The organism is Deltaproteobacteria bacterium, assembly GCA_016180855.1.
Classification (GTDB): domain Bacteria; phylum UBA10199; class UBA10199; order JACPAL01; family JACPAL01; genus JACPAL01.
Genome location: JACPAL010000028.1, coordinates 1 through 13,397 on the forward strand (window position 1 = coordinate 1; position 13,397 = coordinate 13,397).

At 49.7% G+C, this 13,397-nt stretch carries 12 protein-coding genes; 6 read left to right on the top strand and 6 right to left on the bottom strand.

What is annotated here, in order from left to right; translation table 11 throughout:
- The coding region (locus HYT77_10675; GenBank protein ID MBI2068457.1) for a CoA ester lyase at positions 1-962 on the bottom strand (962 nt) is incomplete at its 3' end.
- Positions 962-1,375, bottom strand: a complete 414-nt coding sequence (gene mce, locus HYT77_10680) for a methylmalonyl-CoA epimerase (protein MBI2068458.1) — start codon at positions 1,373-1,375, stop codon at positions 962-964. The genes mce and HYT77_10675, both read right to left, overlap by 1 nt.
- 200 nt (positions 1,376-1,575) lie before the next feature.
- On the opposite strand from mce, the gene HYT77_10685 reads away from it, so the two are divergent.
- The 5 genes from HYT77_10685 (at position 1,576) to HYT77_10705 (ending at position 7,619) form a co-directional block, all read left to right on the top strand.
- Positions 1,576-2,892, top strand: coding sequence for an NAD-dependent malic enzyme (locus HYT77_10685; protein ID MBI2068459.1), 1,317 nt, complete (start codon positions 1,576-1,578; stop codon positions 2,890-2,892).
- A 21-nt stretch (positions 2,893-2,913) separates the two neighbouring features.
- Positions 2,914-4,212: a malate dehydrogenase gene (locus HYT77_10690; GenBank protein ID MBI2068460.1), complete on the top strand. Its 1,299-nt coding sequence runs from the start codon at positions 2,914-2,916 to the stop codon at positions 4,210-4,212.
- 35 nt (positions 4,213-4,247) lie between these two features.
- A complete protein-coding gene (locus HYT77_10695; GenBank protein MBI2068461.1) occupies positions 4,248-5,270 on the top strand; it encodes a thiamine pyrophosphate-dependent dehydrogenase E1 component subunit alpha in 1,023 nt (340 codons plus the stop codon).
- A 3-nt stretch (positions 5,271-5,273) separates the two neighbouring features.
- On the top strand, positions 5,274-6,248 hold the full coding sequence (locus tag HYT77_10700; protein MBI2068462.1) for an alpha-ketoacid dehydrogenase subunit beta: 975 nt from the start codon (positions 5,274-5,276) through the stop codon (positions 6,246-6,248).
- Between the two features lie 132 nt (positions 6,249-6,380).
- Complete coding sequence (locus HYT77_10705; protein MBI2068463.1) at positions 6,381-7,619, top strand: 2-oxo acid dehydrogenase subunit E2; 1,239 nt, start codon at positions 6,381-6,383, stop codon at positions 7,617-7,619.
- A gap of 13 nt (positions 7,620-7,632) precedes the next feature.
- Here the strand turns inward: HYT77_10705 and HYT77_10710 are convergent, their stop codons facing one another.
- Together HYT77_10710 and HYT77_10715 are read right to left on the bottom strand one after the other, a co-directional pair.
- Complete coding sequence (locus HYT77_10710; GenBank protein ID MBI2068464.1) at positions 7,633-8,757, bottom strand: hypothetical protein; 1,125 nt, start codon at positions 8,755-8,757, stop codon at positions 7,633-7,635.
- 32 nt (positions 8,758-8,789) lie between these two features.
- Positions 8,790-9,662 (bottom strand): hypothetical protein, encoded by an 873-nt coding sequence (locus HYT77_10715; GenBank protein MBI2068465.1) that lies wholly within the window; start codon positions 9,660-9,662, stop codon positions 8,790-8,792.
- 90 nt (positions 9,663-9,752) lie between these two features.
- On the opposite strand from HYT77_10715, the gene HYT77_10720 reads away from it, so the two are divergent.
- Positions 9,753-10,631, top strand: coding sequence for an ATP phosphoribosyltransferase (locus tag HYT77_10720; protein ID MBI2068466.1), 879 nt, complete (start codon positions 9,753-9,755; stop codon positions 10,629-10,631).
- A gap of 903 nt (positions 10,632-11,534) precedes the next feature.
- Here the strand turns inward: HYT77_10720 and HYT77_10725 are convergent.
- Positions 11,535-12,737, bottom strand: a complete 1,203-nt coding sequence (locus tag HYT77_10725; GenBank protein MBI2068467.1) for an endonuclease/exonuclease/phosphatase family protein — start codon at positions 12,735-12,737, stop codon at positions 11,535-11,537.
- Positions 12,738-12,844: 107 nt separating this feature from the next.
- On the bottom strand, positions 12,845-13,330 hold the full coding sequence (locus tag HYT77_10730; GenBank protein ID MBI2068468.1) for a hypothetical protein: 486 nt from the start codon (positions 13,328-13,330) through the stop codon (positions 12,845-12,847).
- Between the last annotated feature and the right edge of the window lie 67 nt (positions 13,331-13,397).

The following is a 13,397-nucleotide window of genomic DNA, read 5'->3' on the forward strand; positions in this document are numbered from 1 at the left end:
GGGAGCTGTTCACCGGCCAAACGTGCGGTTTGAACCAGCTCCCAGAAATAGCGGTAGGTCGCCCGGTCGTGCAATTCTCCTTCGTATTGAATCGGTCCCCAGTTCGCCTCCTGGGCCTTGAGCAGGATTTGGCATCCCTTTTCAACCTTGGAATGGTCGGGCCGCATCGCCTCGATAATTGCATCGATCTGCGTCGGGTAGATTGACCACATCCTTAAGAAACCAAAGTCGTAACGGGCACGCCGCGCGTCGGAGAACGTCTGTTCACGATTCTTGAGATCCAACGTGACATTGTGGGCCGGGATAATCCCATTGGCGAGGGCGGCGGCTACCACGGTTGTCTTGGCACGGACGATCAGTGCATGTTCGAACTGACCCGGTGAGCGCATCGCTGTTTCTGTGACGGCGCCATGATGTCCGGAGACAAAATCCATGAGTCCAAAATCAAGCACCTGCATCCAGGGGAGGGAGGCGATCTCAAATGCATCCCGCAATGCCCCGTGGGTCTCAATCAGGACATGGATCGGGATCTCACGTTGGATATTCGCCTTGCGGGCCGTTTGCTGGATATAACTGATCATCTCCTTGACCTGACCGGCATGCGTCGGTTTGGGAATAGTGATGTAGGCAACAATGTTGCCGACTGCCGGAACAACAATCTCCAGATCCCTCCGCCAATGAGGATTGGTGTAGTCATGGATTCGAACGCCACTCATCTTTTGCTGGTTGAGCGGGGATTGGAGCAGGGAGACGACCATCTCGGCATGCTCTTTTTCTCGTCCCTCCGGGGCCCCATCCTCAAGATCCATCGTAATATCAAAGAGGCCGCCCTTTTGATTCTGAAGTTCGAGCGCCTTTAGGATCAGTTTTTCGGAGCCTGCGAAATGCTCACAGCTCGGGATGATCGGAAATAGCTTTTCCCCTGCGAATAGCGCCTCTTTAGGATGGGTTTTTTTTGTCATTATTTTTTCTCCTCCGATAACTCCACCAAAACTCCACCTGTTGATTTTGGATGCACAAAGGCGATCTTTTTGCCATGGGCCCCGATCCTTGGCTTTTCATCAATGAGTTGGATCCCTTGTCTTTTATATTCCTCCAGAACTTTCCCAATATTGTCGACTTGGATACAGATGTGATGGAGCCCCCCCCGTCCCTGTTTTTCCAGGAATTTTCCAATCGGTCCATCGGGAGAAGTTGATTCAAGGAGTTCCAGGTTGGTGTCATCTACTGCAAAAAAGGCGGTTCGGGCCTTCTGTTCGGCCACCTCTTCATAATGATCCGGCTCTTTTCCAAGGAGGGCTTTATAGATTTGAATCGCCTCCTTGAGATTGGGGACGGCAATGCCGATGTGGTCAATTTTTTTAAATCTCGCCACAAGGGAGAACTATCAATTAAGAGAAGTCTGTCAACCTTCCCCTTTATCCGCCTCCGCCAGAAAACCCTGCCGTCTTGCGGCGGGGATGAATGGTCCGGAGATCCGAAGCATTGGCAGAGGAGGGTCGGTGGCTACGGGGATTCCGCCAAGAAACCCCGCGGTCTTGCCGCGGGGAAGTTATGCCATCCTTCTCCTCTCTCATGGCCTACCAACGACGAGTCATCAGGACGCTTCGGTGTCAGAATCAGCAGCAAGTCGGTGCCTTGGCAAAGGTGATTCAGGCGATTGCGGCTGGTGGTGGAGATATTGGTGATATCCGAACCCATTCGGTTGGTACCTTTCACACTCTTCGTGACATAACGGTGATCTGTCAGGATGAAAAACAGTTGGAAGAGATCATTCGGTCGGTCCAAACGATTCAAACGACCAAATTGGAGTCGGTTATTGATGATGTGATGGAGTTGCATCGTGGTGGAAAATTAACGGTCGCCCCACGGTATCCCGTAAAAACGGTGAATGACCTGCAGAAAGTCTATACACCAGGTGTTGCGGCGGTCTCCTCCCTGATTCAATCAAACCCGGCGGCCGCTGAAGAGTATACGGGTATCGGCAGAACGGTGGCTCTGGTTACAAACGGAAGTCGCGTTTTGGGTTTAGGTAATATCGGTCCGGTCGCTGCAATGCCGGTGATGGAGGGAAAGGCGGCACTCTTTTCCCAGTTTTCCGGTTACAATATGGTGCCGATTCTTCTGGAGACCCAGGATCCCAAGGAATTTGTTGAGACGGTTATTTCAATCTCACGCGGATTTGGTGCCATTCAACTGGAGGATATCAAGACCCCCGACTGTTTTTATATTGAAGAGGAGCTGATCAAACGACTCAACATTCCGGTGATGCATGATGATCAACATGGGACCGCTGTTGTCTGTCTCGCGGCGGTCCTCAATGCCTGTCGTCTTGTTGGAAAAGATTTGAAGACGGCGGTTGTGGGACAGATCGGTTTGGGGGGAGCTGGCTCGGCGATTGCGCACCTTGTCATGAACCATACGGGACGGCCCGTTGTTGGAACCGATATCCAGTCATATGCCCAGGAGAGATTACGGAAGTTGGGTGGTGAGGTTGTTGCCTCCGTGGCCGAGGTGATGAAGAGGGTGGATGTTGTGATTGCGACGACTGGCCAAGCGGGATTGATCAAGGCGAGCATGATCCGGAAGGGGCAGGTGATTCTGGCGCTCTCCAATCCGGAACCTGAAATTTCCATCAAGGAGGCGGTGGAGGCAGGGGCCGCCTTTGCGAGTGACGGGCGACGTGTCAATAATTTGTTAGGTTATCCGGGTATTCTGAAGGGGGCGATGGAGGCTCGGGCGACCCGAATGACCCCCAAGATGTACCTCGCTGCCGTTCAAGCGATTGTCGATCACACACCCGAGAAAGAGCTTTTGCCAGATCCTCTTGACCTAACCCTTCACGAAAGGGTGGCCCAGGCGGTCAAAAAGGCAGCATTGCCAAATCATTAAGCTTATTCTATAAGTCCTTCAATGATCACCCGGGAAGAGGCTCTTCAATATCACTCAGAGGGGCGTAAGGGGAAGATCGAGGTCGTTTCAACCAAGCCCTGCAACACCCAAAAAGAGCTCTCCCTTGCCTATACACCAGGGGTTGCCGAACCTTGTCTTGAGATTCAACGGGATCCACAGAAATCGTTTGATTATACGGCTCGTCGGAATCTCGTGGCCGTTATTACTAACGGTACGGCCGTTTTGGGGCTTGGGAACCTTGGCCCGGTTGCAGCTAAACCGGTGATGGAGGGGAAGGGGGTCCTCTTCAAGAAGTTTGCGGATATCGATGTCTTTGATCTTGAGGTCAAGGCGGAAGATTCTTCGACCTTTGTAGGGGTTGTTAGAGCGCTCGAGCCGACATTTGGCGGGATCAATCTGGAGGATATCAAGGCGCCCGAGTGTTTTGAGATCGAGAGACGACTTATTGAGGAGATGTCGATCCCCGTTTTTCATGACGACCAGCATGGAACTGCCTTGATCACGGCAGCGGCCCTCTTAAATGCGGTTGAAATCCAAGGGAAACAACTCAAAAATCTTAATATTGTTTTTTCCGGTGCTGGCGCTGCGGCGATCGCCTGTGCCAAGGCTTTTATGAGCCTGGGGGTTGTCAAGGAGCAGATTACCCTTTCCGATCGTCAAGGGGTTGTCTTTCAAGGTCGTCCCCGGTTGGAACCTTACCGTGCAGAGTTTGCCCAGGAGACGACGAAGCGGACATTGGAAGAGGTTTTGAGTGGTGCAGATGTCTTTGTTGGGGTTTCAGGAAGGGGACTTGTTCAGGCGGAGATGATTCGTCAGATGAATCCCAGGCCGATCATCTTTGCACTGGCGAATCCCGATCCGGAGATCGGCTACCTCGAGGCGCGTGAGGTTCGACCCGATGCGATTGTGGCGACCGGCCGGTCTGATTTTCCAAACCAGGTCAATAATGTCCTGGGGTTCCCTTTTATTTTTCGTGGGGCCCTTGATGTGGAGGCGGCCTGCATCAACGATGAGATGAAGATCGCTGCGGCCCGTTCGCTTGCCGCACTCACAAGGGAGGAGGTTCCTGAAGAGGTCTGTCGTGCGTATGGTGTGAAGAGGCTTTCATTTGGCCCTGATTATATTATTCCCAAGCCTCTTGATTCCCGTGTCCTGCTCTGGGAATCACCTGCGGTGGCGGAAGCGGCGATCCGTTCCGGCATTGCCCGAAGACCTTATCAAAATCGGGAGCAGTATCTTGCTTCACTGAAAAAAATGATGGACAAACGGTTGACTTTGATGACAGAAACGGCTCGCTAGAATCGCGGCGTTGTTTGACTGAGGGGGAAAGTTAAATGGGGGCGAGTAGCATTAGGACAATCTCCTACGAGCCTGCCAAAGAGGATGTCGTGCCGCTGACGCAAAACCAACTCCTTGAAATTTATTATTACCTCCTCCTGACGCGCACCCTTGAAAACAAGGTCGAATACATCTGCAAAAGCCAAAATTTGGCGGCACCGTTGATTATTGGAAAAGGTTATCTTTCAACAGGCCAGGAGGCGATCTCCGTTGGGGCGGCGTATGCCCTCGAAGAAGGGGATTGGTTGGCCCCAAGCCATCGGGATATGGGGGCCCATCTCGTCCGAGGTTTCACACCGAAAGAAATATTCCTCCAGTATTTTTGTCGCGCCAGCTCGGTGACATGGGGTCGGGATTCCAATGTTCATTTTGGAGACGTCAGCAAGAGGATCCTTGGTTTTGCCTCCCATATGGGCTCGTTGACGCCGGTGGCAAACGGCGTTGCAATGGCGATGAGATATCGTGGTGAGAAGAATGTGGTCCTCTCTCCGTTTGGCGACGGTGCCTCCTCGCAAGGGATCGTTCATGAGGCGTTAAATTACGCCGCTGTTAACAAACTCGCGGTTGTTTTTGTCTTGAACAACAATCATTACGCCATCTCAACGCCGATTGAACAGCAAACGATGGTTGAGAGTTTATCGCTTCGGGCTGCGGGGTATGGAATGGTTGGAAAAACGATTGATGGAAACAGCGTTCTCGAAGTCTACAAAACCGTCAAAGAGGCTGTTGATCGTGCCCGTCGCGGTGAAGGTCCTTCGCTCATCGAGTGTAAGACAATGAGGATGGGAGGGCATGGGACACACGATGCGATGACCTACATTCCGAAAAATCTCCTTGAGAATTGGAAGAGAAGGGATCCGATTGTCGGGTATGAAAGGTATCTTGTAGAAGAAAAAGGCATTTCCCATGATCAGACCGAGAGTGTGGCGCGTCGTATTGAGGGCGAGATTGAAGAGGCATTGGAATTTGCGAGGAGTCAGCCACTGCCGAAGGCAGAAGACCTTCTGAGGGAGAGATAGATCATGTCGGTCATGACGTATGGCGAGGCGATCCGAGACGGGCTCCGGCAGGCGATGAAGGCCGATGAGCGGGTTTATATTTTTGGTGAAGATGTCGGTCAGTTTGGCGGCGTTTATGGCATTACAAAAGGTCTGATTAACGAGTTTGGTGAGAAGAGGGTTCGAAATACCCCCCTCTCCGAAGGCGCTATTATTGGTGAGGCGATTGGGGCGGCGATAGCAGGGCTTCGGCCAGTTCCCGAGATCCAGTTTTCGGATTTTATGACGACCGCTTTTTCCATGGTCGTTGATATGGCGGCCCCCTACCGGTTTCGTTTGGGCACAAAAGTTCCTATTGTTATCCGAGCCCCGAGTGGCGGGGGGTTAAGGGTGGGTCCTTATCATTCCAAGTGTACCGAGGCGTGGTATTTTCATGTGCCAGGCTTGAAGATTGTTGTCCCTTCGACCCCTTCCGATGCCAAAGGGCTCCTGATGTCGGCCATCGAAGATGACGACCCGGTCCTCTTCTTTGAACACAAAAAACTTTATTATGAGATCCGTGAAGAGGTGCCTGAGGGGATTCATCGTGTTCCCTTGGGAAAGGCGGTGGTGAGAAGAAGCGGCGGTCATGTCACCTTGATTACCTATGGTGCGATGGTTCATCTGGCGCTCAAGGCAGCAGGGCAACTTGCCACGGAGGGGATCGAGATGGAGGTTGTTGACTTAAGAACGCTTGTCCCCCTTGATGAAGAAACAATGCTAGGCTCGTTTCGGAAAACAAACCGTGTCATTATACTTCATGAGGCACCAATGCGGGGTGGTGTCGGGGCCGAGCTGGAGTCACTCATTTGTGAGAAGGCGTTTGATGCCTTGGCAGCCCCTCCCGTTCGGATTGCCGCAAAGATGACTCCCGTGCCGGTCTCTCCTATCCTGGAAGATTTTTATCTTCCCTCCGCACAAGAAGTTATTGACGCTGCGAAACGTCTCGTCCAATACTAAGTCCTTCGATTCATAAATTCGGTGACGAATTTATTCACTCAGGACTAGTGCTGAATGAGTAATTTTGTTGATTTTTTTGGTTTTGTATATACGTCATAGTAATTACGAGTCGAAGTAATAAGCCCTGTTTTTATGAAATTAGCCCTGACTATGCCTCAGTTTGGTGAATCGATCACGGAGGCCCTCATTGTCCGTTGGCTCAAGAAAGAAGGAGAATCGGTACGTGAAATGGAACCTCTCATGGAGCTTGAGACGGAGAAATCGGTTTTTTCCTATGAGTCTCCTTTTAATGGGAAACTCGTTAAAATTTTGGAGGCTGAAAATAAACAAGTAAAGGTAGGTGTCGATATTGCCCACTTTGAAGTTCCGGATGAGGCGGCTAAAAAGTATTTATCACTTGGCATTGGTAAAGTCCTGGGTCAGCAGGGCAGTAGTACCCCTACCGCTATGACTAACACTCCTCGTGACTCGGGGAGGATAGCCGGATCGATCAATAGTGGAGGTTCCTCGATTTCTGTTTCTCCGGCGATTCGTGCCTTGGCCAAAGAGAAGAGTGTCTCCTTGGAAGAGGTCTCCAGTCTTTTAGGAACAGGACCTGGCGGGAGACTGACAAAAGAGGATTTTATCAAATATCTTGAACAGCGTGGAGGTCCTACCTCCAAGCAAGTTGCTGCTGTTTCGACGGTGACTAGTGCGAAGATTATTAATGTTACACCGATCAGGGCACGCATTGCTGAAAAAATGATACTCTCCAAGAGGGAGATTCCTCATGCGGGAACTGGTCTCGATGTTGATGTTACTTCTATTGACGAGTGGAGGAAAAAATCAGTCAACAAATTAGTTCACCTTCCTTTTATCCTGCTTTCTGTGATCAAGGCACTTCGAAAGTATCCGGTGATCAACAGTTCACTGAAGGGTGAGCCTGGCAAATGGTCCATAGAAGAATACGAACATGTCCATTTGGGGATTGCGACGTCGACCCCCCAGGGACTCATGGTTCCGGTGTTGCGTAATGCCCAGTCGCTTTCATTTCAGCAGATCGTTGATCGTGGAACCCAACTGATCGAGAAGGCCCGTACAGGTCGCCTGGATGTTTCTGAACTGACGGGAGGCACCTTTACTGTTAACAATACGGGGGCCTTGGGGGCCGTTCGAAGCAGTCAGATTATCCCCCATCCCCAATCGGCCATACTGGCCGCAAACCGTGTTACGCCTCGTCCCTGGGTTGTTAATAATGAAATAAAAATTCGGTCAATACTGTCCCTTGATCTCTCCTTTGATCACCGATTGATTGATGGAGACGCTGCCTGTGGATTTTTAACCGAGGTCAAGAAAGAACTCGAGGGATTTGATTTTTCCAAAATCGGCTGAATGCAGAAATCCGTCAGAAACCAAAGGAGAGGTTGAGGGCAATTCGTCGATTCTCCCTTTGCCTTGAGAAAACCCCGGCCTCTTCAGCGTATGTTGCAAATTCGAGCTTCAAAAATCTGAAATCAAAACCTGTGCCAGCCGCTATGTAACCCTGATTGGCTCCCAGACGGAAGGATGGGCGAAGAATCAAGAGCTTGGGGGCGACCACCTCGGCACCGATATTCCATTTTCTGATAAATGCGACAGACTGGTTAAGCTCCCGGAAGTCATTCTCTACATGAAATTCCCACTGCCCCAACGTTGGATGGATTCCTACGCCAAGGCCGATCGATTGTGTAGTGTCGGGGACTGCTCCACTAAACCTCGTATTTCCAATATCCTGCCACGTAAAGCCGACAGTCGGCTTAATGACCTCTAACCACTTTTGCCCATAGGAAGGAACCTTTCCCTTAAGCCCTAGATCAAAGCCGACCCCGGGTGCACGGTTGAGGCTCAGTACATCACTAAATTTGGCGGCGGTTGTGATGTCGTCTGTGGTAATCGTTTCATCCACGGAAATGCGGTAAAGCACTTTGAGGTTGAGTCCGACTTGTACTTGATCCTCCCAAAAGCCAAAGGCTGTCCCGATCAGACCACCGGCATCAGAGCGGGAGCTGAGCTCAAAATTAGTAACGGTCCTGTTTCGAAAAGAGATCGTGGTTCGACTATCTGCCAGAGTTGATAAGACAAACCACTTATGCTGCAGTTGGAGGATAGGAAGCCTTAAGGCGATCGATTGAAATTCACCTATGTGTTGATTCACAAAATTTCTAAATTCTTCAATCTTGGCACCGTCGGTAGTAGCCGCATCAATCGCATCGGAAAGATCTAAGGTATCATTTACAAGGCCGATGATGCTTGTTGAAAAATCAAGGGTAGGGCTCACAATCCTCATTCCGAGGCGTTTGTAATCGTTAATAGCGGCCGGATTGTAAAAGGCAGCATTTTCATCCGATCCAGGCATTGCAATGAAGGCATTCCCCATCCCAAGCGGACGAACTCCTTTATAGAGACTGGGATGTTCAGCCGGGATAGAGGTTGATTGAGCCAAGAGCAAGGTTGATGGCAGAAGCAAAAGACCGACCAACAGTGCTGACATCCCCCAGACTTTAAGGTTTTTATTATTTTTCATCAGGTTGTGTTGGTATCTTTACACGCGGCAACGCCCGGAGGGTTGACCAAGGCATCACAATCATCATCACGATCACCCGTTGTAACGCCATCGGCATCATAATCCTGCTCTGTGTCTTCATTGTCTTTGGTCGAGACCTCACATCTCATCATGTCCCGAATACAGGCGGCACTGTACCCGAACCGAGACTTTGTACAACGACAATACCCTTCCCTCATGGCACTGAGAGTGGTGGCATCTGTTGTACCCCCTGCCGATATCTCGTTATCCGCATTGATGAAATTATCCTCCAAAATAGCCGCATCATCATCATCAATTTCATCTGCATTAATGGTCCCATCAGTTTCAAATGATATGAGTTTGACCGGGCGTACAAATGTCTCAATAGACCGGAGTGTCCCTAGAAGAAACAGGCCAGCCTGTTCGAGATCGGTCACACCGAGCTTGTTGGCAACGACATTGGCCAGGCAAGTAATGCCGTTACGAAGCTCATCCAGGTTAATCTCGCGCTTGTTAGCGGCCTCTACCTTGTCGACCAGTGTCCTGAATGACTTGAAGTCAGCCTCTGTCTCATTTTGTACCTCAACGAGCTTTTCAATAAATTGCAATATATCAATGCCTGACAAGCCCATGTAGGCGGAGGCGCAAAGCTCACCAGCCTCGATATTAGTCGGATCAGCGGCAAGGACAGCACGGGTCTTATCAATGACATTTTGACAGAAAGCCGTTGTGGCTGAATCAGACGGATTACAGCGATCCGCATCAAACCGGGCCTCTTCAAGATCCGCCTCATCACTCGGGATCGTACAGCTTAAAATAATCAGGAGAGGCAACAACAGCAGCACCCCCCCCATGCGCTTTGTGAATAACATACGCGCCTAGGTGTAACCGATCCCATCCATTATTGCAATATGAATTTGATTCTGCTACCGAGTGGGTAAGAAGTGGGTAAGATAAGTTCAATGAATGAAAACATTTTAAAGCTAGGCCTTCCCAAGGGAAGCCTTCAGGAATCGACCTTCCGTCTTTTTGCCAAGGCTGGATTTAAGATAACGGTCGGGAACAGGAGTTATGTCCCCTCTCTTGATGATCCGGAATTAAGGGGATTGTTGATTCGCGCCCAGGAGATGGCTCGGTATGTGCAGGATGGCGTTTTAGACTGTGGCCTGACCGGACGTGATTGGGTGCTTGAGAATGAGGCCGATGTGCAGGAGGTTTGTGAGCTAAAGTATGCAAAGGCAGGTCTTAGGCCCGTTCGCTGGGTTGTTGCCGTACCCAATGATTCTTCAATCAAGTCAATCAAGGGGCTCGAAGGGAAAAAAATTGCCACCGAACTTGTCAGTTATTCCAAACGATACCTCAAGGAGAACGGGGTGACTGCTACGGTCGAGTTTTCGTGGGGCGCAACTGAGGTTAAGCCGCCGATACTGGCCGATGCTATTATTGAGGTGACGGAGACCGGCAGTTCTCTTCGCGCTAATAATTTACGAATTGTTGAAACCGTTTTGGAATCGACAACCCTTTTCATTTCCAACAAAAAGAGTTGGCAAGATCCCTGGAAGAGAAAAAAGATAGAGAATATTTCACTTCTTCTGCAGGGGGCGATTCTTGCGGAAGAGAAAGTGGGGCTCAAGATGAACGTGCCCAGATCAAAATTGCAATCAGTCATTAAAATATTGCCGGCCCTGCATACACCAACGATCTCCGAGCAGTCCGATTCAAGTTGGGTGGCGATTGAAGTGATGGTTGATGAGAGAATTGTGCGCGAAATTCTGCCGGAATTAAAAAGGGCCGGGGCCTCCGGGATCGTTGAATATCCACTCAACAAGGTTATTCCATAGTAAAAACAAATAGTTGGTTTGTATCTCTGTCTGTGTGGATAAGTTTTCCTGTGCAAGAAAAAATAGTGAAAGATTTAACTCGTCAGACTCACAGAAGAAAAATGGGTCTATTTCCTAATTCACAGCTGTGGATAACTTTTATTAAAAAAACAGATGCAGTTTTTAATCGCGCCAGTCCTCGCTTTGAAAAGGGGCATTTTTAGTCAGATTGAATTTTAAAACAAGGTATAGTCTAAGCGTTCCTGTCGTTAAGACAAGGTTCTTTGAAAAGGATTAAATAATCGTTTAGGAGGGCAACCCGTACTGAGATCTTACCTCTCCGTTAGGAAGGGTGGATGCCGAACCTGAATCTGCCTGTGGAATAAAAAAATCCACAGAGATGTGTGAAGCAGGTGGAGGCCATGGCTAAGGAAGCGGTAGACATTCTGAAAGAGGAAGAGTCAGCGGAAAGAAGGTCAGAAAGGGTGCTTGGATTCGAGAGGATCCGGGCTATCTTTAACGAGGAGATCCCCCAAGGTTCATGAGTCGGCTTATCTCACGATTAGTCGGTTCTAAGGGCGAAGGGGGCAGGTGGTCGGAAACGATGGCTACCGAGTTTAAGAGAAAACCTTCAAGATCCACCTCGGAAAACCCAGGGAAGGAGGGGGACAAAAAGTCTGGTCATCCAACCAGGCAAAAGTCTCCGGTACCTGGTGGGTATAAATCTCTGCAGTTGACGCGAGAGGGGCGGCCGAACCTCTTTCAGCTAACAACAAGAGAGAATGCGAACCCGAAAGGGTGACGGCCTGTCAGGATGCTTCAAAACTCTTCGGAGGGTCACAGAGCCCAATCCTAGACGATTATTGAGTCCTTGCAAGGAACAAAAAGCAAGGGGCCATCCAATGGGGGATGGCCTTTTTATTTTTAGAGGCAGAAATCGACAACAATCGCATCATGGTCCGACGCAGGGTAGTTATCATATAAGAGATTGCCGATCACCTTGGCTCCGACGGAATCTCCTTTTCGATCCGAACTTTTTCCCTCTTTCTGGACGATCTTAAGCCCACGCTGCGTAAACCAGTCCAGCTTAAAGGAGCATTTTCCGCCATGATCTTTCAGGGACCACTCGACAAACCGAAAACACCAATTTGGGAGCCATTCTCTAAGATTTTTGAATTGCTTCATATCTTCAACCGAATAATGGGATGTGCCAACTCCCAACTCGTTGCATAATTTGTAATCGAAGCCTTTTTGTTCAAGCATTGAGAAGAGGTTCTTTTCAAAAAAACGATCGGGGTGCGGATAGTGGTTACGAATCATATTGCCGGTTCCCATCAAGACACGGATCCAAAAACCAATGATAGCAGCGGTAGCGGTGTGGGCATCGCAAGTGCTGGTGTTCCAATCACCTCCAATGAGCACAGGCCCTTTGGTCGTCTCTTCTATATGATCAATCACCCTTTTTAGCTGAAGGCGTCGATGTTCCTGTGTGGAGCGAACATCAAGATGAACCGCTGCAACCGTTACAAGTTGCCCGTTTATATCAATGTCGGCCACGGGTGCTGCCTGATTCCCCAATCTCTTTTCACGCCCCCGCATCTTGTCATGGGCATTTGGGAGAGAAACGATTCGAGGATTTTTGATTGGGTAACGTGATAAGATTGCGTTACCGGCGATTCCTAAGTGATTTTCACCCTCGACCTCCTGCTCGATGCCGCATCCTTTCGCGAGATTCAGATAGGAGGGAGCAAAATAGTAATGCATGCTGAGTGCCTTCGCAATTTCACGAGCGATATGGCGGTTTCCGGAGCGGGCCATCCCTAAGTCCGCTTCAGTAATCAAGAGAATGTCAGCCGATGATAAGACCGGGTGGGTTGTGAGATAATAAAGAATAGCGTCAAACCTCATCCCCCTTTCAATATTCCAGGAGACAGATCGATAAAACGGCTCCGGACCGGGCAAAGTCGATGTGAAATGGACCAGTTCATAACTTTTCAGAACTTTCTCAATTTTTGGCTCCAATTGACGGTAGAGCGGCGATGCTCGGAGCGCTTTGGTAGAATGAAATTGCCGAAGGGCCGGGATGTGTCGATGCAAATCGTGTTGAAGTGTCTCGTTCTGTGTCATGGGGCGGAGAGCCTAGGAAAAAGGGGAGCCCAGGTCAAGGGCAAGCCAAACCGGATGATCTACCGGCTTTTTGTCGGGCCATTACTGATAGGTTATCGCAATACTCATTACCACCGGGTTTGACACTCTGCTGTTTCAGCTTGGGCGTCGCCAGTTTGGTTTTCGACGGTGGAATATCCCTGCAGGGAGGATTCAACAATCATCTCACAATAGGTCGGTTTTTGAGGGTTTCTTGGATTGCGGGCCAGCCAGGAACAAAGAAATTGACAATTCAATGAGGATAGAAGTCGCGTAAGTTCCGGTTCATCCGGTGGGATATAAAGACTGGCTTCACTGGGCCCAAGAATCTGATCGGAGTTTAGCGCAACACCGCACCCCTGCTGATGAGAGAGATTTTGAACCTCATCCTCACAATTAACCGTATATTGTGTCTCTCGTATCTCCCTTGTCTTACGTAATTTTTCATCATGTGCATCAATATCGACCTTAAAAGTTGGGTCGGAAGGGGGGGTAGGAGCTGGTCTGCCACTACATCGTGCCAATGCCAATAAACTGCCAAGAATCCCTAGAGCCGATAGAGATAGTTTGTTCATAGAACCTCCTACTTAAAGGATATCGGCTTTTTCAAAAATAGGTTTCTCCATTTGTCTTCTTGTTGTT

Bases quoted from the DNA above. Each gene is read 5' to 3' on its own strand.
- HYT77_10685 (MBI2068459.1), top strand. From the start codon at position 1,576: ATGGCCTACCAACGACGAGTCATCAGGACGCTTCGGTGTCAGAATCAG.
- HYT77_10690 (MBI2068460.1), top strand. From the start codon at position 2,914: ATGATCACCCGGGAAGAGGCTCTTCAATATCACTCAGAGGGGCGTAAG.
- HYT77_10730 (MBI2068468.1), bottom strand. From the start codon at position 13,330: ATGAACAAACTATCTCTATCGGCTCTAGGGATTCTTGGCAGTTTATTG.
- HYT77_10710 (MBI2068464.1), bottom strand. From the start codon at position 8,757: ATGTCAGCACTGTTGGTCGGTCTTTTGCTTCTGCCATCAACCTTGCTC.
- HYT77_10695 (MBI2068461.1), top strand. From the start codon at position 4,248: ATGGGGGCGAGTAGCATTAGGACAATCTCCTACGAGCCTGCCAAAGAG.
- HYT77_10700 (MBI2068462.1), top strand. From the start codon at position 5,274: ATGTCGGTCATGACGTATGGCGAGGCGATCCGAGACGGGCTCCGGCAG.
- HYT77_10725 (MBI2068467.1), bottom strand. From the start codon at position 12,737: ATGACACAGAACGAGACACTTCAACACGATTTGCATCGACACATCCCG.
- HYT77_10705 (MBI2068463.1), top strand. From the start codon at position 6,381: ATGAAATTAGCCCTGACTATGCCTCAGTTTGGTGAATCGATCACGGAG.
- HYT77_10715 (MBI2068465.1), bottom strand. From the start codon at position 9,662: ATGTTATTCACAAAGCGCATGGGGGGGGTGCTGCTGTTGTTGCCTCTC.
- HYT77_10720 (MBI2068466.1), top strand. From the start codon at position 9,753: ATGAATGAAAACATTTTAAAGCTAGGCCTTCCCAAGGGAAGCCTTCAG.